This window comes from Roseburia sp. 1XD42-34, assembly GCF_009917385.1.
Lineage (GTDB): Bacteria > Bacillota > Bacilli > Bacillales > Amphibacillaceae > Virgibacillus.
Window position 1 is genome coordinate 48,937 of the sequence record NZ_QWLJ01000020.1, and the last position, 22,819, is coordinate 71,755.

22 protein-coding genes are annotated in these 22,819 nt (G+C 37.7%); 17 read left to right on the forward strand and 5 right to left on the reverse strand.

Annotated features, from left to right (window positions below):
* Nucleotides 1-49 precede the first annotated feature (49 nt).
* A complete protein-coding gene (prli42, locus tag D1839_RS12105; RefSeq protein WP_199690104.1) occupies nucleotides 50-157 on the reverse strand; it encodes a stressosome-associated protein Prli42 in 108 nt (35 codons plus the stop codon).
* A gap of 351 nt (nucleotides 158-508) precedes the next feature.
* Here prli42 and mce point away from each other — a divergent pair, with 351 nt between their 5' ends.
* The 5 genes from mce (at nucleotide 509) to D1839_RS12130 (ending at nucleotide 5,517) form a co-directional block, all read left to right on the forward strand.
* Nucleotides 509-949, forward strand: coding sequence for a methylmalonyl-CoA epimerase (gene mce / locus D1839_RS12110; protein ID WP_120380167.1), 441 nt, complete (start codon nucleotides 509-511; stop codon nucleotides 947-949).
* Nucleotides 936-2,483: an acyl-CoA carboxylase subunit beta gene (locus D1839_RS12115; RefSeq protein WP_120380168.1), complete on the forward strand. Its 1,548-nt coding sequence runs from the start codon at nucleotides 936-938 to the stop codon at nucleotides 2,481-2,483. Before mce ends, D1839_RS12115 begins: the two co-directional genes overlap by 14 nt.
* A 26-nt stretch (nucleotides 2,484-2,509) precedes the next feature.
* Nucleotides 2,510-3,631 carry a M20/M25/M40 family metallo-hydrolase gene (locus D1839_RS12120; RefSeq protein ID WP_120380169.1) on the forward strand — a complete coding sequence of 374 codons (1,122 nt, stop codon included), beginning with the start codon at nucleotides 2,510-2,512 and terminating at the stop codon, nucleotides 3,629-3,631.
* 77 nt (nucleotides 3,632-3,708) lie between these two features.
* Nucleotides 3,709-4,962, forward strand: coding sequence for a DNA polymerase IV (locus tag D1839_RS12125; protein ID WP_120380170.1), 1,254 nt, complete (start codon nucleotides 3,709-3,711; stop codon nucleotides 4,960-4,962).
* 249 nt (nucleotides 4,963-5,211) lie between these two features.
* Nucleotides 5,212-5,517 carry a hypothetical protein gene (locus D1839_RS12130; RefSeq protein ID WP_120380171.1) on the forward strand — a complete coding sequence of 102 codons (306 nt, stop codon included), beginning with the start codon at nucleotides 5,212-5,214 and terminating at the stop codon, nucleotides 5,515-5,517.
* Nucleotides 5,518-6,707: 1,190 nt separating this feature from the next.
* Here D1839_RS12130 and D1839_RS12135 read toward each other — a convergent pair.
* The 3 genes from D1839_RS12135 to D1839_RS12145 form a co-directional block, all read right to left on the reverse strand.
* Nucleotides 6,708-8,078, reverse strand: coding sequence for an aldehyde dehydrogenase (locus D1839_RS12135; protein ID WP_199690105.1), 1,371 nt, complete (start codon nucleotides 8,076-8,078; stop codon nucleotides 6,708-6,710).
* 13 nt (nucleotides 8,079-8,091) lie between these two features.
* Nucleotides 8,092-9,009: a ribonuclease Z gene (gene rnz, locus D1839_RS12140; RefSeq protein ID WP_120380173.1), complete on the reverse strand. Its 918-nt coding sequence runs from the start codon at nucleotides 9,007-9,009 to the stop codon at nucleotides 8,092-8,094.
* Nucleotides 9,010-9,457: 448 nt separating this feature from the next.
* Nucleotides 9,458-10,195: a glycerophosphodiester phosphodiesterase gene (locus tag D1839_RS12145; protein WP_120380174.1), complete on the reverse strand. Its 738-nt coding sequence runs from the start codon at nucleotides 10,193-10,195 to the stop codon at nucleotides 9,458-9,460.
* A 407-nt stretch (nucleotides 10,196-10,602) separates the two neighbouring features.
* Here D1839_RS12145 and D1839_RS12150 point away from each other — a divergent pair, with 407 nt between their 5' ends.
* The 3 genes from D1839_RS12150 to D1839_RS12160 are packed head-to-tail and all read left to right on the forward strand — an operon-like array spanning nucleotide 10,603 to nucleotide 12,710.
* A complete protein-coding gene (locus D1839_RS12150; protein ID WP_120380175.1) occupies nucleotides 10,603-11,586 on the forward strand; it encodes an MBL fold metallo-hydrolase in 984 nt (327 codons plus the stop codon).
* Nucleotides 11,564-12,361, forward strand: coding sequence for an SDR family NAD(P)-dependent oxidoreductase (locus tag D1839_RS12155; RefSeq protein WP_120380176.1), 798 nt, complete (start codon nucleotides 11,564-11,566; stop codon nucleotides 12,359-12,361). The genes D1839_RS12150 and D1839_RS12155 overlap by 23 nt, the downstream gene beginning before the upstream one ends.
* Before the next feature lie 22 nt (nucleotides 12,362-12,383).
* Complete coding sequence (locus D1839_RS12160) at nucleotides 12,384-12,710, forward strand: iron-sulfur cluster biosynthesis family protein (RefSeq protein ID WP_120380177.1); 327 nt, start codon at nucleotides 12,384-12,386, stop codon at nucleotides 12,708-12,710.
* A 509-nt stretch (nucleotides 12,711-13,219) separates the two neighbouring features.
* On the opposite strand, the gene D1839_RS12165 is transcribed toward D1839_RS12160, so the two are convergent.
* The gene (locus D1839_RS12165) at nucleotides 13,220-14,137 is read right to left on the reverse strand and encodes an aldo/keto reductase (protein WP_120380178.1); all 918 of its coding nucleotides are present in this window, start codon (nucleotides 14,135-14,137) and stop codon (nucleotides 13,220-13,222) included.
* 267 nt (nucleotides 14,138-14,404) lie between these two features.
* On the opposite strand from D1839_RS12165, the gene D1839_RS12170 reads away from it, so the two are divergent.
* The 9 genes from D1839_RS12170 to D1839_RS12210 all read left to right on the forward strand — a co-directional run bounded on the left by D1839_RS12170 (nucleotide 14,405) and on the right by D1839_RS12210 (nucleotide 22,725).
* Nucleotides 14,405-14,950 (forward strand): NUDIX hydrolase, encoded by a 546-nt coding sequence (locus D1839_RS12170; protein WP_120380179.1) that lies wholly within the window; start codon nucleotides 14,405-14,407, stop codon nucleotides 14,948-14,950.
* 1 nt (nucleotide 14,951) lies between these two features.
* A complete protein-coding gene (locus tag D1839_RS12175) occupies nucleotides 14,952-16,115 on the forward strand; it encodes an endonuclease Q family protein (protein WP_120380180.1) in 1,164 nt (387 codons plus the stop codon).
* Between the two features lie 510 nt (nucleotides 16,116-16,625).
* Complete coding sequence (gene spoIIM, locus D1839_RS12180; protein WP_120380181.1) at nucleotides 16,626-17,258, forward strand: stage II sporulation protein M; 633 nt, start codon at nucleotides 16,626-16,628, stop codon at nucleotides 17,256-17,258.
* 115 nt (nucleotides 17,259-17,373) lie between these two features.
* The gene (gene fur, locus D1839_RS12185) at nucleotides 17,374-17,832 is read left to right on the forward strand and encodes a ferric iron uptake transcriptional regulator (protein ID WP_050353001.1); all 459 of its coding nucleotides are present in this window, start codon (nucleotides 17,374-17,376) and stop codon (nucleotides 17,830-17,832) included.
* 360 nt (nucleotides 17,833-18,192) lie between these two features.
* Nucleotides 18,193-18,399, forward strand: coding sequence for a DUF4227 family protein (locus D1839_RS12190; protein ID WP_120380182.1), 207 nt, complete (start codon nucleotides 18,193-18,195; stop codon nucleotides 18,397-18,399).
* Nucleotides 18,400-18,403: 4 nt separating this feature from the next.
* Nucleotides 18,404-19,297, forward strand: coding sequence for a site-specific tyrosine recombinase XerD (gene xerD / locus D1839_RS12195; RefSeq protein ID WP_120380183.1), 894 nt, complete (start codon nucleotides 18,404-18,406; stop codon nucleotides 19,295-19,297).
* A gap of 92 nt (nucleotides 19,298-19,389) precedes the next feature.
* Nucleotides 19,390-20,565: a phosphopentomutase gene (deoB, locus tag D1839_RS12200; RefSeq protein WP_120380184.1), complete on the forward strand. Its 1,176-nt coding sequence runs from the start codon at nucleotides 19,390-19,392 to the stop codon at nucleotides 20,563-20,565.
* A gap of 19 nt (nucleotides 20,566-20,584) precedes the next feature.
* Nucleotides 20,585-21,409 (forward strand): purine-nucleoside phosphorylase, encoded by an 825-nt coding sequence (locus tag D1839_RS12205; RefSeq protein WP_120380185.1) that lies wholly within the window; start codon nucleotides 20,585-20,587, stop codon nucleotides 21,407-21,409.
* Nucleotides 21,410-21,420: 11 nt separating this feature from the next.
* The gene (locus tag D1839_RS12210; protein ID WP_120380186.1) at nucleotides 21,421-22,725 is read left to right on the forward strand and encodes a pyrimidine-nucleoside phosphorylase; all 1,305 of its coding nucleotides are present in this window, start codon (nucleotides 21,421-21,423) and stop codon (nucleotides 22,723-22,725) included.
* Nucleotides 22,726-22,819: the final 94 nt, after the last annotated feature.

A 22,819-nucleotide genomic window follows, 5' to 3' on the forward strand; every position in this document is an offset into this window, starting at 1 on the left:
TTCTGTTTCTGAAGCGGGCGTTTAGATTTCCTAATAGATTTAAAAAGAACTAAATAAACAACGCCAGTCCTGCTGTCAAAGTAGAAAGAAGCATTGCAATAATCATAATATATACAACAATTTTAGTTCTACGTTGTCGCTTTGATTGTCGAGACATATAGATCCCCCTTACATACATTCAATTTATCATAAAGATGGTTTACTCAGGCTCATTAATACAAACTATATAACATGGATTAAAAAAGTGTAATATAACATGCAAGCCTTCGTTTAATTTGAAGAATGGAGCAAACTAACTCATGTAAAAAACATCATGTTTTTCCAGTGCTATTCTTAATTCGAACAACCATCGCATGTTATGAAATTATATATGTTCTGGTAATAGCTTTATTTTACCTTGAAACTAGCAATTGGACAAGAGTTTGAAGTGTTATTTTTATTAAACGAGGTCTGTTTAAATGAATTGATAAATATGCATGATATATAAGCTAGTTAAAGGGGGAAGATGATGAACGGGCGTTTATCGGTATCCAAACAAATTGCGCATATTGGCATTGCTGTACGTTCTATTGGAGAGGTCTTGCCTTTTTACAAAGAAGTTCTTGGGTTACAGGTTGTAAGACAGGAAATAATGGAAGAAGAGGGCGTATTGGTTGCTTTTTTACCAATTGGTGAATGTTTTCTGGAATTAATGGAACCATTGGATGAGCATTCTCCTGTTTTTAACTATATTGAGAAACACGGGGGAGGCATCCATCATGTAGCAATAGAAGTAGATCAGTTACATCATCATATCAAAATATGGGAGCGAAGCAACGTTCCATTACTAAATAATTACCCAAAAAAAGGAGCATGGGGCAAGCGCGTTGCTTTCATCCATCCAGTTGCAGCGCATGGCGTTCTGTTTGAATTTTGTGAGAGGCAGGCAAATAGAAATGGACATGTATGATAAGTTAAACGAGTTGTACGAAAAACGGCGCAGGTCAAAGCTAGGTGGGGGAGAGCAGCGAATCGTGCAACAGCATAAAAAAGGAAAATTGACTGCCCGTGAACGTATTTCCTATTTGTTGGATGCAGAAACCTTTATTGAACTGTATCCGTTTATAACACAACGTTCTATTAAAAATGGAGTATTAACAGAAAACCATGCATATGGTGATGGAGTTGTTACAGGTTATGGTAAAATAGATGGAGAGGCCGTATATATTTATGCTCAAGATTTTACTGTTATGGGTGGGACGCTTGGTGAAATGCATGGCAAAAAAATTGCTGCTGTGTTAGATTTAGCTGCTCAAAATAACAGCCCGTTTCTTGGATTAATTGATTCAGGCGGGGCCCGCATTCAGGAAGGTGTAGCAGCCTTAGATGGCTATGGGCAAATTTTTCGCCGTAATGTTCGCTATTCAGGCGTTATACCGCAAATTTCTGTCATCTTAGGACCAAGTGCAGGTGGAGCTGTATATTCACCAGCGATTACAGATTTTGTGATTATGGTCCAAGATACATCACAAATGTTCATTACTGGTCCGAAAATTATTGAACAGGTTACAGGAGAAAAAATCACTGCAGAACAACTTGGTGGGGCTTTCATTCACAATAGCAAAAGCGGTAACGCACATTTCATTGCCAAAACGGAAAAAGAAGCATTGGATATAGTTCGCCGCTTAATTTCATATATGTCGTCAGCACAGGGGCGTTCCTCTGTCTTACCGTTTCATTATGATTCTGCTAAAGAAAATGATTTAATGAAAATAGTACCTGTAGAAAGTAAAACGTCCTACGATGTCAAGCAAGTCATTCAATCGATTGTAGATCCGTCTAGTTTTTTGGAAGTGCATGCCCATTTTGCCAAGAATATTGTCGTCGGGTTTGTGCGTATTGGAGGAAAAAAGGTTGGGATTGTTGCAAATCAGCCGAGGTATTTAGCAGGTAGTTTGGATTTAGATGCGAGTGATAAAGCTGCTCGGTTTATTCGTTTCTGCGATGCATTCCAAATCCCTGTAGTAACATTGGTTGACGTAACTGGATTCTTTCCTGGAGTAAACCAAGAACATCAAGGTATTATTAGACATGGAGCCAAACTACTTTATGCTTACGCAGAAGCTACTGTAGCCAAAATAACTATCATTTTGCGTAAAGCGTATGGTGGAGCATATGTTGCGTTAAGCAGCAAGTCCATTGGTGCTGATATTGTGTTTGCATGGCCAAATGCAGAAATTGCTGTGATGGGCGCAGAAGGTGCAGTGTCCATATTGTATACCAAAGAACTATCAATAAGTAAAGATCCAATTTCACTGATGAAGGAAAAAATTTCTACATATAAGAAACGCTTTGCTACACCTTATGAAGCTGCAGAATTAGGCTTAGTCGATGATGTGATTGATCCAAGAGAAACGAGAGGAAAAATAATCGCGGCATTGGAGATGCTAAAGGATAAACAAGTGGTGTCTCCCGTAAAAAAACATGGGAATATCCCATTATGATAAAGAAATGAAAGAGGATGATTTACATGGTTAATGAACATCGTTTGGTAGATGAATTTTTAGAACTTGTACAAATTGATTCAGAAACTGGGAATGAAGAACAAATAGCGTCGGTATTAAAAAATAAATTTGAAGCGTTAGGCCTTGAAGTAATTGAAGATAATAGTAAACCAACTACAGGTCATGGTGCAGGAAACTTAATTTGTAACTGGAAAGGGGATCTTTCGAGCGCTGAAACCATTTACTTCACCTCACATATGGATACGGTCGTACCAGGAAAAAATATTAAACCGAACATCAAAGATGGATGGATTACCTCAGACGGTACAACCATTCTAGGTGCAGATGATAAAGCTGGTTTAGCGGCTATTCTGGAAGCCATTCGCGTCATCAACGAAGAAAACATCAGTCATGGAGATATCCAATTTATTATAACTGTTGGCGAAGAGTCTGGACTAGTAGGCGCAAAAGCTTTAGACACTTCTTTACTTCATGCTAGTTATGGCTATGCACTGGACAGTAATGGGGAAGTTGGGGACATCGTTGTTGCAGCACCGACACAAGCAAAGCTTCATGCGATTATTAAAGGAAAAACCGCACATGCTGGTGTCGCACCGGAAAAGGGAATTTCGGCAATTACATTAGCTGCAAAAGCGATTGCTAAGATGCCATTAGGCAGAATTGACGAGGAAACAACTGCTAATATTGGTCGCTTTGAAGGTGGAAAACAAACGAATATTGTAGCAGACCATGTGGAAATACTTGCAGAGGCAAGATCGCTTGTTCCAGAAAAAATGGAAGCACAAGTTGCCAAAATGAAGGAAGCGTTTGAGAGTACTGCTAAAGAACTTGGTGGCGCTGCGGAAGTTACAGTTAAGGTGATGTATCCAGGGTTTAAGCAGCAGGCCGGAGATAAAGTGGTTGAAGTTGCAAAAAAGGCAGCCCAAACAATTGGTAAAAAAAGTCAATTACTGCAAAGCGGTGGAGGTAGTGATGCTAACGTAATCTCTGGACATGGTATACCTACAGTTAATTTAGCTGTCGGCTATGAAGAAATTCATACAACGAATGAACGAATAAAAGTGAAAGACTTAGTGGAGGTTACGAAACTTGTGACCGCCATTATTCAAGAGGCAGCTAAAAACTAAAAATCAGCCTCTCTAAGTACGTTTTGCTTAGGCTTAGAGGGGTTTAGTTTAAATTACTTCATAAAGGAGTAATCAAGATGAATGAAGCAGTGCATAAACAGAGGAGAATTATTTTTCATGTAGATATGAATAGCTTTTATGCTTCTGTTGAAATGGCTTATAACCCAAATCTTAAAGGTAAACCTCTAGCCATTGCCGGTAATCCAGAAGAAAGGAGGGGAATTGTTGTAACGAGCAGTTATGAAGCTCGTGCCAAAGGAGTTAAAACAACGATGAATGTGTGGCAAGCTAAAAAATTATGTCCAGAGTTAATTGTTATGCCCCCTAATTTCCCTCGTTATCGAGCAGCATCGAAATCAGTGTTTAAAATATTTTCTGAGTATACCCCTATTGTCCAGCCCGTGTCTATTGATGAAGGGTATTTGGATGTTACAGAAGCAGCGAAAGAAGTACATGCGGTTGATTTGGCAACACAATTACAACAGCGAGTATTAACAGAGCTTGATTTGCCGTGCAGTATTGGGATTGCTCCCAATAAATTTCTTGCTAAAATGGCTTCAGATATGAAAAAGCCACTTGGACTTACTATTTTAAGGAAGCGGGAATTGCCGACTAAATTATGGCCACTCCTGATTGGCGAGATGTATGGTGTTGGTGAGAAAACAGCAGCGAAACTAAATACAGCAGGCATTTATACGATTGGTGATTTGGCAAAAAAAGATGTATACCACTTAAAACAACTTCTTGGTATTAATGGAGAACGTTTACATAATAGGGCAAATGGCATCGACAATCGGCCAGTCGATCCTGATGCCATTTATGATTTCAAAAGCATTGGTAATTCGAAAACATTGGCTCATGATACGACGGATGATAAGGAAATATATACATTGTTACAAGCCCTAGCAAGCAAAGTAGAACAACGAATGAAACGAAAACGAACTGTTGGCAGAAGTGTGCAGCTAATGATTCGATACCACGATCGCCGCACTATTACGAGAAGCAAAAAGCTTCATTATTATTTATATGATAAAAAAGATATTTTGCTAGAAGCTAATGATCTACTGCAAAAACATTGGAATTTGGAGCCAATTCGCTTATTAGGAATTACGGTAGGGGATTTAGAAGAGCAGCAACAGCTCGCCAAACAGCTTGACTTATTCACATATGAAAATGAAGCAGAGAAAGAGAAGTTGTACGAAGCAATTGAGCACTTATCCAGTAAATACGGCAAAAATCCATTTATTCGATTAGAAGATGACATTTCTGAAGGAGCACAACAACCGACGACAAGCTTCCAAAAAGATTTCCTAGATGATTTTAAAAGCTAAAGGCTAGACGATTACCCTTAGCTTTATTCCGTATATAATGTGCTGCAAGACTCCCACTTCAGAAGTTGAATAAAATCTGTACAACAACAAGTCTAAGTTGGATATAACAACACCTAAATACGCCCGATTCGTGCCTCTAACCATCAGCAGGGATGCATGGATTGAAGTTGCACTTTATTATATCAATCGCTGTTTTTTACAATATACAAAACGCACTGTTAAAATTCAATATGCAAAGGTGGAGAGCGAGTGAATAAAAAACGGAAAATTATAACTTGTTTTTCACTTTCTATTATAGGAATGATGGTTACCTATTATAGTGGAACATATTTCTTAATACACACAAAGGAAATTTCATCTGCCGAAATAGTCGACAAATACTCCAAAGAGAATGAATTTTATATTTCCGTGAAGACTGAAAAGAACCAAGTTGTTGATATCCAAGTAGAAACTAAATCAACATGGGATTTAATTGAACTAACAGAAACTTATCATATGACATATTCTTGGCATGGTAATTCCCCTCCAAGACTAATTAAAATTACGAAGAATTAGCTCCGAATTCAAATTAAAATATATGCAACGGTTTTTGACTTCTTAGAGCACACTTCATTCTTTTTACTCTATAAATCATAATGTTATATTGGACTTAGACAAACAGCTTTGGTATGGAAGATATAGATGAAGGTAGTACGGTTTAATTCAAATCCATAATGGGAGGATGATAACAAAAAATGATAGGTTGTAAAAAATTATATTTTTTTCTAAATGCTAGTTGTGGAAATTATTTAGATTACTATATTATTATTATGTAAACTGATTGGAATGAATTTAAAGTTGAATAATAGTAACTTTGGAGAAATGAATGGAAGATTATTAAGTACGAAAGTTAAAATGTTGAAAGCTTGTCAAATTAGCGGAACAGAAAATTATGGTTACTTGAGGCAAAAAGCAATAAAAAAGTAACGTGAATTCAATTCTCCGTGTTTTCGATTAGTGAATTCATGATAGAGGTAAGATGTGGAAGATAGTTATATCCAATGATGTTAGATATGGAAAAAGGGATTTCCGGGATCAAGTAAAGTTAGTGAACTCCTAGATGAAAAATATCCTATCTACCCTTATCTAGCAGCTTCTAGATTATGGGTACTTCTTAAGATTTAGCTACATAGTCCTTAAACCTATGTTAGGTATAGAAGGAGCAGTTTTTCAATAGCGCGACCTCACTTAAAAAGGAGCCGTTATTTTCCGCTTAGACTTCTCTATATCTACTCGAGTCACGAAGTAGGGGTTACGGGCTCCTTGCACCTAGGATAATAAAGTAAAAATGAGGTGCTTGTGGAGAACGAAATAACCGACTAGTCATGTCCGGCTCCATTCTCAGGAACGATGCGACTTTAGAAATGCACCCTACGATAAGGCCTCATCGGTTCGCCTGTAAGAGGAAGGCCAACTACAACAGGTTTGCCGCCCAGCCCCAGTTTTAGTGGCATGATTCCTTTATCCCGTAAAAAAGGCGTTGTAAACTCCCACGGTCTAAGAATGGAAGATGTGAGACGAACAAGTCGAAGCGGAGGTAACAGCACCTAAATCCCTGATTCGTTCAAAGGCCTTTAGGTCATACCTTTGTAATACTAACCATCAGCGGGGATGAAGAAAAACCCCGCTCCCTTTATCTTTCGTTGATTCGTTCCATTCGCTACGTTGCTAACCGTGCGCTCTGCGCCTTTGTTCCTTCATACCTATTACTTCATAATTTTTTTCAAAATGGTCTCCGATAATTTACCACCTGGATAACGAAATGGGACATCAAATTTAGTTGATTGCTTCATGATGCTTTTTTTGTGAGAAAATGTATCAAAGCTGTATTTACCATGATAAGCTCCCATTCCACTTTCACCAACGCCGCCAAAAGGAAGATGCGGATTCGCCAGATGAAAAACAGTGTCATTAATACTGCCGCCTCCAAAGGAGAGATATTGCATAATCTGTTGCTGCGTGTTCCCGTTTTCACCGAAATAATATAAAGCTAGCGGTTTTTCTTGCTTTCGAATTACACTAACAGCCTCTTCGATTTCATCAAACGTTAAAACAGGTAGGATAGGCCCAAATATTTCCTCTTGCATAACAGGATCGTCCCATGTGATTTTATCAATAATAGTCGGTTCTATTTTTAATGTGATCGGATCTGTTGACCCGCCATGTACAATCGACCCATTTACTAGATAGTTTGATAAGCGATTAAAATGTTTTTCGTTAATAATTCGAATATAATCTTTATTGGATAAAGGATTACGGCCATAAAAGTTGCGTATATATTTTTTCATAGCTTTGAGTAATTTAAATTTCACTTTTTCGTGTACATATAAATAATCTGGCGCTACACACGTTTGTCCAGCGTTTGTAAATTTTCCCCATACAATTCTTTTTGCAGCAAGATTAATGTTAGCATCTTTATCTACAATCACAGGGCTTTTGCCGCCGAGTTCTAAAGTAACTGGTGTAAGATGCTTACTAGCTTCCCTCATAATGATCCTTCCAACTGCTGTGCTTCCAGTGAAAAAGATATAATCAAACCGTTGTTGTAATAATTCCTGTGCAGTTTCCTTTTCCCCTTCCACAACGGTTAAATATGAGGGGTCAAAATAAGTTTCCGTTAACTTTTTTAATAAGGCTGAAGTTGCTTTAGCTTCTTCTGATGGTTTAATGATGACACAATTGCCAGCAGCAAGTGCGCCAATTGCTGGTGCAAGTGCTAGCTGTAGTGGATAGTTCCAAGGTGAAATGACCAAACAAACTCCGAGAGGTTCTTTAATTATATAATTCTTGGTACCTTTATGGGTAATCGGTGCAGATACTTTAATCGGCTCCACCCAATTTTGCAATTGTTTTAGCGTATGGTCAATTTCCATGAATAAAAAGCCTAATTCAGTTGTTAGTGTTTCGTGTTTTGATTTATTTAAATCAGTCTTTAATGCTTGATAGATGCTTGCTTCATTTTCCTTTAACATTAATTTTAATTTTTGTAGCTGTTGCTTACGAACTATATAATCCATCGTATTTCCATTAAGAAAAAACGTTCGCTGGTTGGCAACAATTTGTGCTATGTTCGTCAATGAAAGCCCTCCTCTATGTAATGGTAAATCTGGAAAAATCATTGGCTAATTCTGTATTGGGAAATATCTCTCGGGCTTCCTGTAACAGCTGTGCAGTTGCTTCTTGCTGGTAACGCGAAGAAATATGCGTCAAAATGAGCTGTTTACAATTACTTTCACTCGCTAATTGTGCGGCTTCTAACGTAGTAGAATGGAAGTAACGGTGTGCAAGATTTTGTTTATCTTTTCCAAAGGTCGCTTCATGAATAAGCATATCGGCATTTTGAGCCAAGCGTATGTGGTCTTTAGAAAATCGAGTATCACTAATCACAGAAACAATTTTTCCTTTTTTTGGCTCTCCCAACACTTCTTTTCGGTAGATAGTCCCTATGTGAGGTATGGTGACATGTTCGTTTTCTTTTATTTCCTGATAGATGGGACCTGGTTCAATTCCTTTATCCTTTAGTTTATTAACGAGTAATTCTCCTGGCTTATCTTTTTCAACAACGCGATAGCCAAAGCACGGAATTCCGTGTTCTAATAATTGAACAAAAACTTGAAACTGCTCTGTATCAATGATCATTTGATCGGTTACTGCAACGAAAGATAGGTCATAAGTTAAATGTGTTTCACTCAAAGCCAAGCTTGTTTCGACATATTGTTTTAATCCCTTTGGGCCATAGATGGTTAACGGTGTGTCTCCTCCTTGAAAAGAACGACTACTTAGAAAACCAGGTAAGCCATAAATATGATCGCCATGCATATGGGTAATAAATATTTTATTTATCTTACGTGGCTTCAGATTTGTATGCAAAATTTGATGCTGTGTTGCTTCTCCACAATCAAACAACCAAATACTATTTTGTTCTTGTAATAATGATAACGCTATAGCAGAAACGTTTCTTTCTTTGGAGGGAACTCCAGCTCCAGTACCAAGAAAAATCACTTCCATCGTTATCCCTCCATTCTATGTACAAATAACTAATGAGCTATTATGTTTATTATACTTCATTCGCGATAGCTTTTGTTTAGAATAGTATCCTTTTCAACACAAATTCGGCAATGACTATAGAAGATAACCAGGACTAAGGTCTTAAGTTCCCTTCAAAAGAAACTACTTTTTCTGCGTGCACCGTAACATCATGGTGTCTTAGTTCGAGACGCTGAAGTTTTGAGTAATACGCCTATACAGCATGTACTGATTCTAGACTCCTCCACAGGAAGAGGGATGTTTTAGAAGGAAGGCGTATGTATTAAATACATGAGCACTACTAGTCGCTTCCTTGAAACCTATTCTCTCGCAGGAAAGTTTGCAACAAAGGGGCACTTTTTCGAAGAGAAAAACAAGCCAACTAGAAACGTCGATGTGTTACTGTAGTGTGCTGTTTGAAATATACGCCTTACCGATTGTACAAAAGGTTTCTATAATACAATGCCTGATCAGGCACATCCGTAAATATCCCATCCACACCGTATTGAATAGAACGAATAAGATGTGCCGGGCGGTTGATAGTATATAGTCTTAGTTTCATTTTATGTTCAGTAGCAGCAGCGACTATTTTTGGTGTTATTCGTTTATAATTTAAATGCAGTGCATTTGCCCCTAATTCTTTTGCAACATGTACAGGGTGCCGATATCTTCGTGAAGTTAAGAAACCTATTTCTACAGTTTTTTTATATGCAGCCAATTTTCTAACGCTATCTGCATTAAATGTAGAGATGGTAGTTCGGTTTATCAGTTGATGAGTGAAGAGATATTCATAAACGATTGCCTCAATATGATTATATTCCACTTTATTATTTTTTAGTTCAATATTTAAATATAGTGGCTTCGATTTAATCCAAGTCAGAAATTCTTCTAACGTTGGAATTGGTGTCCCAGTAAATTTTGGCGAAAACCAGCTTCCTGCATCAAGTTGACATAGTTCACGATATGTGAAATCTTTAATGTAACCCATGCTATTGGTGGTTCGTTTTACATGCTCATCATGAAAAAGGACTGGTATCTGATCTTTCGTTAGTTGGACATCTGTTTCAATTCCTTCTGCTTGCATCTGAAACGCTAATTGAAATGCAGCCATGGTATTTTCCGGAGCATAGCTGCTTGCTCCACGGTGAGCGTATATAGTTGGTTTCACTCTTTAATTTCACCTCTTATAATTAAAGAACATGCATGATAGTTATTTACCCTTATATAGAGGTTGCTTAAACGGTGGTATTTTTCTCTTTTTTTGGCCGTTCTATATTTAGGCTATTCAATCTATCGCTTTGAAGTTCCTGTTCTTCTTATTCTTGCTTTTTACACGCTCTCCACGGATTTATTTTTAGCATAAAGGTTTTCCTTAGAAACGGTCAAATATTAGTCATTTAATCATCTTTACATACACAGATTGGGATGGAAATAGTTAATCCTCATTTTAGCAGTAAAGATGAGGGGTATCAATCCGTGGTTGAATGGAAAACCAGTTAAAACAATCGACAATATGTTGTAAAGAGAGTACAATATATAAAAATGAATGATGATTCAGTTGGAGGAATCAAACGAATGAAAGTAATTGAACAGACAATTAGTCAGATAACCTTGCCCACTCCCTTTGCAGTAGGAGATGTGCATGTATATATGTTAGCAGGAGATACATTATCTATCGTAGACGCAGGAGTGAAAACAAAGGAAGCATGGGAAGCGTTAACGTTTCAATTAAAGGAACTCGGGTATCGACCAAATGATATTGAACAAATTATTATAACCCATCACCATCCTGATCATATCGGCTTAACAGAACAATTTCCTAAAGCAAAGCACATTGCTGCTCACCCGGATGTCAACCGATGGCTTACAAGGGATCAGCATTATTTGGCTCATTATATGCATTTCTTTGAACAATACTTTTTTGAAAGTGGCATTCCTAAAGTTTTCTACCATGCTTTAGACCAGCTAGAGGCTTCAGTGGATTTTGCAGGGAAAGGAGAAGTGACTATTCCTCTTGTTGAAGGTGATACGTTGCCTGGACATCCAGAATGGAAAGTGATTGAAACAAAAGGGCATGCACAAAGTCATCTGTCGTTTTTACGTGTTCATGACCATCTTCTAATTGGCGGAGATCATCTATTGCAACATATTTCTTCCAACCCGATTATTGAACCCCCAGAAATAGGAGAAACGATTGAGCATCGGCCGCAACCTATGTTACAATATCGGGAAAACTTGCAAAAATGTGTTGATCTAGGTGTGAAAAAAGTGTTACCCGGTCATGGCGAGATTGTGAAGAATCCACAAAGATTAATCTTATCACGTTTAACAAAACAGGAGGAGAGGGCAGATTTCGTTTATGATATTCTACAGCAGAGTAGAAGTGTGTTAACGCCATATGAAATATGTACTAAACTTTTTCCGAAGCAGTTTAAAAAACAAATTGACTTAACCATGTCAGAAACGATTGGGCAATTAGATTATTTGGAAGCCTTAAAACGAGTGAAAAAAAGAAAAGAGGACGGAAAAATAGTATATGAAGCAAGCATCATTGATTAATAAAAAAATAATTATTACTGGGGCATCGAGTGGTATTGGCGAAAAATTAGCATGGCATATCGCAAAGAATGGGGGTGTTCCCATCTTATTAGCTCGTTCACAAGATAAATTACAGCAATTGAGTGATGGTATATATCAATCTTTTCATATACAAAGTCCGATTTATTCCATTGATTTACGAGACAAAAAAGCGATAAGTGGAGCTATTAGTGAGCTTACTATAAAGCATGACCCTATCCAAGGTCTTGTTAACAATGCAGGAATAGGAATTTTTTCGGAAGTAAAAGATATAAGAGAAGATGAAGTTAATGCTATGTTTCAATTAAATGTAACAGCTTTAATCTTTATAACAAAGCAATTACTGCCTTATTTTCAACAACAGCCAATAGCGCATATTATCAATATTGCATCACAGGCGGGTAAAGTAGCTACCCCCAAAGCGGCGATTTATGCAGCGACAAAACATGCGGTAATCGGGTTTTCAAATGGGCTCCGTCTTGAGTTGGCTGCAAGTAATATTAATGTAACAGCTGTGAACTTAGGACCAGTGAAAACGAATTTTTTCCTTACTGCTGATCCGACTGGTAATTATGAGAAAAATGTGGCACGGTACATATTAGATCCAGACAAGGTAGCCAAAAAAATCGTTCGCTATTTATTTACTCCAAAAAGAGAAATTAATTTACCGTTGTGGATGGATATTGGTAGTCGAATATACCAGATATTTCCAACGGCTACTGAAAAGCTGTTACGAAATCAGTTTACCAGAAAATAATCGTGAATAAAGGGGGTTAAAAATGGAACTATTAATAACGGATAAAGCTTGGGGGGAATTGGAAGCTATACAGCCACAAACTTCTTCGTATTTACTGTTATGGTATGACACAGAAGGTTGCGGTTGTGGGGTGAATGGTATGGCGACAATTCGCTTTGTAAAACAGCGAAAATCAAGTTATAAGTGCGTGTTTAACCCAAGAATGCTAACATTTGTAGAAGAGCAACAAGAAATATTTTTCTCTGATAAACTAACACTTGATTATGAGCACGGATTATTTCGTTTGAAAAGCCAGGAGGGTATTTTAAATCCCTTTATTTCTAAACACCAATTGATTACTAAAGTATGATTTCTTAAAGAAGTCCATGGAGTAATAAAGGCTGCGACACATATTTTTCCAATGTAACATGCCAAAAACCCCCGCTTTGGGGAAGCTCTGTAGATATATAAAACTCAAAAGTAGGGGTGATGGCACCTGAATTCTACATCGTTAGACCTGATAAGACATCCATTTCTGGAGGCGCAGAAAAAGTGTTTCTCTTTTTTTATTTTTAGCCTTTGATTTACTTCATTTAGTTGGAAAAGAAAATCCTCACAGATTCAGTTTCATTTTTAAGTAGACTATCTAGAAATAATGGGATATATAAGCCGCTTTAGAAATATACTTCTCTTTTCAGTGGCGAGTCTTCTCGTGTTAATGCGCTGTAGGTTCTCGGACCCCTTTTCGCCCGCTATTTCTGAAGCTAGATGCATCAAACCATCTTCAGGGTTATTCGTTTAGTTGCTCGGCCTCCATTTGTCCCTAGAGCATTGCTTTTTTCTTCCAATTAGGTTAGTAGGCTTTGAAAGAACTTTTCGTTAGCGATGAGCTTCATACGTAAGCGCTTTGGTTAATGCTTTTAATTGCTTATACAACTGATTTGAAAGACCCTTATTGCTGCTATTTGTAAGTGTTGCTTTCAGCTGATCCACCGAACTTGCGCCGAACACTGCACTAGCTACAGCTGGATGTTGTAAGACATATAGTAATGCAAGCTCATTCAGCTTAAATGGTTCGGCAAGCGAAGTGAGTTGCTCGTATAGTTGGTGGAGTTCTTCATATGAATATCCGAGGAGACCATCTTTTGCTTTCTTGTTTATCTGATTATAGCCGTTGTTACTCAAAATACCTTTTGCTAAAGGTCCTCTTGCTAAAACGCTGATCTGATTTTCATGTAACAAATCAAGCATTTCCTCTTCAGGTCGACGATCCAATAAACTATACTGCATCATAACACCGTCGATAGAGGATTTTTTCACATACTCGCGGATGACATTCGGTCGAATGGATGATATTCCATAAGCTCGAATGAGTCCTTCTTGCTTCAGTTCCTCAAAAGCTTCGATGGTCTCTTCAATTGGATCTTCTATAGTACCTCCATGCAACATATAAAAGTCAATGTAATCTGTTTGTAGACGTTGTAAGCTTTCCTTAACCCCATTTTGGATATGTTTTTTTGTTGGATCCCAGAACCAGGTCTTGTTTGCTTTATCAAAGTGATTGCCTACTTTGGTAGTTAAAATAACTCGTTCTCGCTTTTGTTTTAGTGCTTCCCCAATAATTCTTTCATTTTCCCCAAAATCGTATAAATCCGCTGTATCTAAATGGTTAATCCCATTGTCTAGAGCATAGTCTATGATGTGTTTTGCTGTTTGTACATCTGTTCCTAGCGACATACATCCTAAAGTCAATTCAGACAGATAAATCTGTGATTTGCCAAGCTGGTTTACTTTCATTGTTATTCTCCTTTCACTTTTCGAGTTCAAAAATCAACAAAGAAGAAATGGTAGACTATAACAGTGAGTCGTTTTTGCTAGACTTCTAAGTATCATATGAAGTAGAGTCTTTAAGGAGGTTAAGGTTAATTGATTAAAAGATAAATAAACGAAAAGTACCTCCATTAATACATCCATTTTACCGACTTATCATGTTGAAAACAATCCATAACACGGATAATTTATGATAAGATAAGAAAGAAGCGAATGAAAACAAGGGTGATAAATATGAGAAAATTTGAAGAAAAGACGATACGTTCTAAGCAGATATATAAAGGGCATGTGGTACATTTACAAGTCGATGACGTCAGTTTGCCGAATGGTAAGGAAGCGAAAAGAGAGATCATTAAGCATCCTGGAGCGGTAGCTGTTATTCCAATAACGAAAGAAAATAAAATTGTATTGGTTGAACAATATCGCAAACCATTAGAAAAGTCTATTTTAGAAATCCCTGCTGGCAAGCTTGAGCCCGGTGAAGAACCAGAAACTACAGCAATCCGTGAATTAGAGGAAGAGACAGGGTACACCACGGATGAATTGTCATTTGTTACTTCTTTTTATTCGTCCCCAGGTTTTGCAGACGAATTAATGCACATATATATTACCAATCAGTTGCAACCGTTGGAAGAAAAAGTAGCAGGGGATGAGGATGAGTTTATTGAAATTGTTGAGCTAACGTTAGAAGAAGCAAAACAATATGTAGAGGAAGAACGTATTCATGATGCAAAAACCAACTATGCTATCCTTTATTTGCATGCGTTGGGGTTAAGTTAACATGGTATCTGTCTATACTGCGGACTTACATGTCCATATTGGTCGCGATATGTTTCACAAGCCGGTTAAGATTACTGCCTCTAACAACTTAACATTACCAGCTATTTTAAAAGAAGCAAGTAGAAATAAAGGAATTGATATGATCGGTATAGTTGATTGTCAAGCTCCTGCAGTGTTGCAGGAGCTAAAACAGCTGATTTCTCAAGGGGTTGCTACTGAGTTAGAGGAAGGCGGTGTTCGATTTGAGTCGGTCACCCTTCTGTTAGGTTCAGAAATTGAAGTGTATGATGAGCGTTGTCAAGGACCGGTTCATGTCCTTTGTTATTTTCCTAGTATCCATGAAATGGAGATGTTTTCTGATTGGCTGCGAAAACGAATGAAAAATATTTCGTTAAGCTCACAACGCTTTTATGGTACTGCAATTGAGTTGCAATGGAAGGTAAAAGAACTAGAAGGGGTGTTTATCCCTGCCCATATATTTACACCATTTAAAAGCTTGTATGGAAAAGGCGTTTTACAATCATTAACAGAGATATTATCTGCAGATCTTATCGATGGGGTCGAACTAGGGCTAAGTGCTGATACGTACATGGCTGATCAAATAAAGGAATTACATGCCTTTACGTATCTCACCAATTCTGATGCACATTCATTAAGAAAAATTGCCCGTGAATATCAGCATTTGCAAATGAAACATCCGTCCTTTAAGGAATTTCGCTACGTATTAGCTAACAAAAACGGGAGACATATCAAAGAAAACTATGGTATGAACCCGAAACTAGGGAAATACTATAGAACCGTATGCAGGCAATGCTTATCACAGTTAAAAGGGGACGAATCTATTTGTCCGACCTGTCATTCGAGAAAATACGTCAAAGGGGTAGCAGACCGAATAGCAGCGTTAAAAGATATCAATCAAGGGCGTACTTCTAGACCAGGCTATACGTATCAAGTACCGTTAGAATACTTGCCTGGTTTAGGGAAGAAAACATATGAGAAGCTGTTAAATGAGTTTGGCACAGAGATGTACATTATCCATCAAGCTTCCTATGAGGAACTTGCTAATGTCGTTCAAAATTCAATAGCTCAATCAATTATTGATATGCGAAATGGTAAATTACATGTCCATGAAGGTGGTGGGGGAAAATACGGCTCTATCAAATAGAGATGCAAGAAATGCAAATGGTTTATCCCTGCATATAAAGTGTAGGCTCCTCCCCTTAGGAGTTGGATAATCGTACTACAATAAGTCTAAGTAGGAGATAGCAGCACCATAATGGTCTATTTCGTAATTAGCCTTTAGGGTCATATCATAATACCATTTTGGTATTAACAATCAGTGGGGATGAATAACCCTTGTTGATGGAAGATTCACTTTGTAGCAGATGTGTACAAAGAACAAAGGCGCAAGGCCCGTTTAGCAACGTAGCGACTGGAACGAAGCAACTAAAGTTTTAGGAATCACGGTGAGGTACGAACCAATGATGATTTATCGTAGGGCAATGGAGTGAAGTCGCCTAGTTGCTGGGCGCTTAAGCCGGACCCTGCTAAAGTTTCACTAAAACAAACCTCTCATTTACAAACATATTTAATAGAAAGCTCATAGAAAAATGGTATTTTTGCTTGGTTACCTTCATAGTTTTTACTATAGCAGTTTATTGAATGGAGGATTCCAATGCATAAAAATAAAACGCTTTTCATCAACCATGTCAAAGAGCACACCACCATATATTTGTTTATGGTCATTCTGTTTTTAACAGGTATTATATTTGGTGCAATCCTCGTTAACAGTATGAATTTTGTACAAAAACAAGATTTGTTCTTCTATTTGGAACGCTTTTTTAAACAGGTAACGGATAATGAACAAGCAGCGTATATAGAAATTTTTAAAAATAGCTTTTTCTACCATATAAAGTATTTGTTGCTTTTATTCGTGTTAGGATTATCCGTCATTGGGTTGCCATTAGTATGGATTCTCATCTTTCTTAAAGGTTTGGTAGTAGGGTTCTCCGTAGGATTTATGGTGAATCAGCTTGGCATGAACGGGCTTTTACTGGCAAGTTTATCAATTGCACCACAAAATTTTCTCATCATACCCGTATATATAATAGCGGGGAGTTTGGCAATGATTTTTTCCTTAACATTGTTGAGCAAATTATTTACCAATAGAATTGCACAGCCAGTATTCCAACCATTTGGGCGATATGTACTACTATTTTCTTTGCTAATACTTTTTGCTAGTATAGCTGCCTTATTAGAGACGTTTGTGTCGAATGAAGCGATGCAGTGGTTGGTTCGGTCATTTTAATAATAATTAATATTATATTATAATTATTTTAAATATAATTTAATAGTATTTTGCTTTGACACAATTTTCATCCAAGCATATAATATAGATGGGATATGAGGGAGGTAATCGCCCAATGGAACATCGAATCGATCGGATAAAAAAACAGCTCCACGCCCAAAGTTACAAGCTGACGCCACAGCGCGAGGCGACTGTCCGAGTTTTGCTGGAAAGAGAAGAAGATCATTTGAGTGCTGAAGATGTTTATCTGCTTGTGAAAGAAATAGCACCAGAAATCGGTTTGGCAACTGTATATCGTACATTGGAATTATTATCGGAATTAAAAATTGTTGATAAAATAAATTTTGGGGATGGTGTCTCTCGTTACGACCTGCGAAAAGAAGGTGCAAAGCACTCGCATCATCATCTCGTTTGCTCTGAATGTGGCTCCGTAGAAGAAATAGAGGAGGATCTGCTGGAAGAGGTTGAAAAAATCGTCCAAAATGAATGGGGATTTCAGGTAAAGGATCATCGGCTTACGTTTCACGGAGTCTGTAAACAGTGCCAGACTATAACCGTAAGTGCTTCTAGTTGAGTTTGTAGACTATACTAGGAGCACGTATTTATAGTATTGTTACTTAGAAAAAAACAGATAAGCAAGTTAGAATACATACGACGACACTACTTCAATAATTAGATTCCGTTTTTCTATTTTCCTACTGCTAAAAGTTATTAGTCAACAAACTTTTTGTAACTACTACTTAAGCAACTTTCAAAAACAAATACGCATTAATTTTCTTATATGATGGAAAATCATTTACAAATGAACATAAAAGCGGTAAATTAAAGATAAGGTCCTTTACTTAGAAATGCTTTTTTCTTATGTTTTCTATGTATATTGCGCCTCTATTTTTGCATATCTTTTATAAAGATATTTTTTAGAGGAGTAATGGATATGAAAATGATGCTTTTGGACATGTTAAAAGTGTTTTGTCTCTTTATTGCGTTCACGTTATTATTTTATTACGGTTTACGCGTCATGCATGCGGAATACGAACATTATCACCGTTATGATCCTCCAGAAGGGCCAGCGGTGAAAGTGTATACGGAGGAACATAGTTTTTTTGAGCGTATTCATTTATTTTTCCGTTTAGGGGAGTAGAAAGATGTTACAAGATAGTGCGGAAGATTTTTTTCATTATTTGCGAATTGAGCGTGGGCTAGCAGAGAATACGCTGGATTCCTATCAAAGAGATATCGCAAGCTATATCCAATATTTAAAAACCAATGTGCAAAAAAACAATTGGGAAGAAGTTACACGAGCAGATATGACGGGATTTTTATACAATTTAAAGGACAATCATAAATCGTCAGCGACAATTGCTCGGCATATTTCATCGATTCGAGCATTTCATCAATTTTTAATTCGCGAGCAACTGGTAACGCACGATGCAAGTTTGCATATTGAAACACCAAAAAAGGACCGTAAATTACCAGATGTTTTATCCATAAAAGAAATGGATGCGCTTTTAAACATCCAATGTACAAGCCCTTTACAGTTACGAAACAAAGCGATGTTCGAACTTCTCTATGCAACAGGTTTACGGGTTACTGAAATGATTACATTGAAAATCTCGGATTTGCACCTGACAATGGGATTTGTTCAATGTGTCGGCAAAGGATCTAAGGAACGAATTGTTCCAATTGGGAATACAGCTATCCGCGCAATTGAAACGTATTTACAACAAGGAAGAGAAAAGTTAATAAAGCATCATCCAGAAACTGCTAACTTGTTTGTCAATCAACACGGAAAACCTTTATCACGCCAAGGATTTTGGAAGATTTTAAAGAAAAGGGCTTTGGAAGCTGGAATAACAAAAGTAATTACTCCTCATACATTACGTCACTCTTTTGCTACACATTTATTAGAAAATGGAGCTGATTTGCGCCTTGTTCAAGAAATGCTTGGGCATGTAGATATTTCAACAACACAAATTTATACACATGTAACAAAATCAAGGCTAAAGGATGTTTATACAAATTACCATCCAAGGGCATAATTTTTTTATGACAGTTGTCTGACATCCTACCACTATGAAAGCATAGTTCCAATTATTTTCGGGAACATAATAACTATAAGGAGGGAACAACATTGAAAAAATTCAAACGCATTTTTCTAGTTGTAATGGACTCTGTAGGTATTGGAGAAGCGCCGGACGCAGATAAATTTAATGATCGGGGAGCAGATACACTTGGAAATATTGCTGCTCATCGGAATGGTCTTCGTATGCCAAATATGGCAAGTTTAGGGTTAAGTAATATCCGGGAGATTCAAGGAATTGAGAAAGCGGCTACACCAAAAGCACATTATACGAAAATGAAAGAAGCTTCCAATGGAAAAGATACGATGACAGGTCATTGGGAAATCATGGGACTGCATATTGAACAACCGTTTCGCACATTTCCAGAAGGATTTCCGGATGAACTGATCCAAGAATTAGAGAAACAGACTGGACGTACAGTGATTGGTAATAAACCGGCCTCCGGGACGAAAATTATTGAGGAGCTCGGTGAAGAGCATATGGAAACAGGAGCTTTAATCGTCTACACTTCTGCTGATTCTGTCTTGCAAATCGCGGCACATGAAGAAATCATTCCCATTGACGAACAGTATCGTATTTGTAAGATAGCTCGTAACCTAACATTAGATGAAAAATATATGGTTGGTCGGGTGATAGCTCGTCCATTTATTGGAAAACCTGGAGCATTTGAGCGAACAGCAAATCGCCATGATTATGCATTAAAACCGTTTGGAAAAACGGTTATGAATGAATTGCAGGAGAACAATTATGATGTCATTGCTTTAGGTAAAATATCTGACATTTACGATGGAGAGGGAGTTACAAAAGCTATCCGTACAAAAGATAACGATGATGGAATGACAAAATTAGTAGAATCGATGCAGGAAGATTTTACTGGAATTAGCTTTTTAAATTTAGTGGATTTTGATGCGAAGTATGGACATCGTCGCGATCCGGACGGTTATGCGGAAGCTTTGGAAGCTTATGATGCTCGTCTTGAGGAAGTATTAGAGAAGTTACAGGATGACGATTTGTTAATCATCACTGCTGATCACGGAAATGACCCAACTCATCACGGGACAGATCATACGAGAGAATATGTTCCATTACTTGCTTATCATATTGGTATACAAGAAGGAAAGGAATTGCCAATTCGTGAAACGTTTGCTGATATTGGGGCAACCATTGCCGATAATTTTCAAGTTAAACTACCAAAACACGGAACAAGCTTTTTAAATACAATTTAAACGGTGAGGGGGAATAGAAATGAATCAAGAAGCGATACAACAAGCGAGTACATTTTTACAAACAAGGCTAACACATAAACCCAAAATCGGATTAATACTTGGGTCTGGTCTCGGAGTCTTAGCGGAAGAAATAGAAGATGCAGTAACGATTCCATATAAGGAGATACCAGACTTTCCAGAATCAACGGTTTCTGGTCATAAGGGACAATTAGTATCCGGACTGCTAAAAGGTAAACCAGTGATTGCCATGCAAGGTCGATTTCACTATTACGAAGGATATTCCATGCAACAAGTTACTTTCCCAATACGTGTTTTTAAGGAACTTGGAATTGAAACCCTTCTAGTGACGAATGCCGCTGGAGGAATTAACGAGCAGTTTCAGCCTGGTAATCTGATGTTAATTACCGATCATATTAACAATATGGGTGTAAATCCGTTAATCGGTAGAAACGATGAGCGGTTAGGAGTGAGATTTCCTGACATGTCTGAAGTATATAGCAAGAGGTTGATTGCCCATGCGGAATCTTGTGCTAGAGAGATTGGTCTGTCGATACGGAAGGGGGTATATGTTGGTAATACAGGCCCTTCTTATGAGACACCTGCTGAAGTTCGCATGCTTCGAACGTTGGGCGGAGACGCAGTGGGAATGTCAACGGTTCCTGAAGTCATTGTAGCAGCTCATGCAGGTATGGAGGTATTAGGTATTTCTTGTATTTCAAATATGGCTGCCGGAATACTCGATCAACCATTAACGCACGATGAAGTAATTGAAACAACTGAACAAGTGAAAGCGTCTTTTCTGCAATTTGTCAAGAAAGTTATCCAAACTATTCCTGAAAGGTAAGGGTGATAAACATGCGTATGTATGACATTATTGAGAAGAAACGAGATAACCAAGCACTTACAAAAGAGGAAATTAAATTTTTTATTCAAGGATATACAAACGGGGAAATTCCGGATTATCAAGTTAGCGCATTATTAATGGCGATTTATTTTCAGGATATGAATGCTCAGGAACGGGCGGATTTGACTCAAGCAATGGTAGAATCAGGTGATCAAATTGACTTATCGGCAATTGAGGGAATAAAAGTAGATAAGCATTCCACTGGTGGCGTTGGGGATACAACAACTTTAATTCTTGCTCCGTTAGTAGCTTCTTTAGGTGTTCCTGTAGCAAAAATGAGTGGCAGGGGTTTAGGTCATACAGGTGGCACGATTGATAAACTGGAATCTGTACCAGGCTTTCATGTTGAAATATCAAATGATGAATTCATTGAATTAGTAAACAAGAATAAAGTAGCGGTAGTTGGTCAATCAGGAAACCTTACTCCAGCAGATAAGAAAATTTATGGGTTAAGAGATGTGACAGCAACGGTTAACTCCATTCCTTTAATTGCTAGTTCTATTATGAGTAAAAAAATCGCTTCAGGCGCGGATGCGATTGTGCTCGATGTAAAAACAGGCGCTGGTGCTTTTATGAAAGATTTGGATGATGCAAGGGAACTCGCTACTGCTATGGTTACCATTGGAAACAAAGTCGGAAGAAATACGATGGCGGTTATTTCAGATATGAGTCAACCACTTGGTAATGCAATTGGAAATGCATTAGAGGTAAAAGAAGCAATTGAAACATTGCAAGGAAATGGACCTGAAGATTTAACAGAGCTTTGCTTGACATTAGGAAGTCAAATGGTTGTGTTGGCAAAGCAGGCCACAACTATTAAAGAAGCTCGAGCAAAATTAGAAGAAAATCTCCATAATGGTGAGGCATTACAGCAATTTAAAATTTTCCTAGACTCACAAGGCGGAGAAGCTTCTGTTGTCGATCAACCAGAGTCTCTTCCGCAAGCAACATATCAAATCGAGTTGCCAGCTAAATCTTCTGGAAAGGTTGCCGAAATCATAGCCGATGATATTGGAACAGCAGCCATGATGCTAGGTGCAGGAAGAGCAACAAAGGATGCGGTCATTGACTTAGCTGTTGGTATTGTTCTGCATAAGAAGATCGGGGACGAAGTAAAAGAGGGAGAACCTTTACTTACAATTCACGCTAATTCAGAAGATGTCGACGAAGTGAAAGAAAAGCTTTACGGTAGTATTTCAATTTCAGAAAGTGAAATAGAAGTTCCAACATTAATTCATGGCATGGTAACGGAATAATAAAATCAAAACCACCAGTTCTGAAGTGACCCCATAAAGTTAGACAGATAATTTTACTAAGCAGCTATTAAGGTCTGAATTCGGTATTGTACCG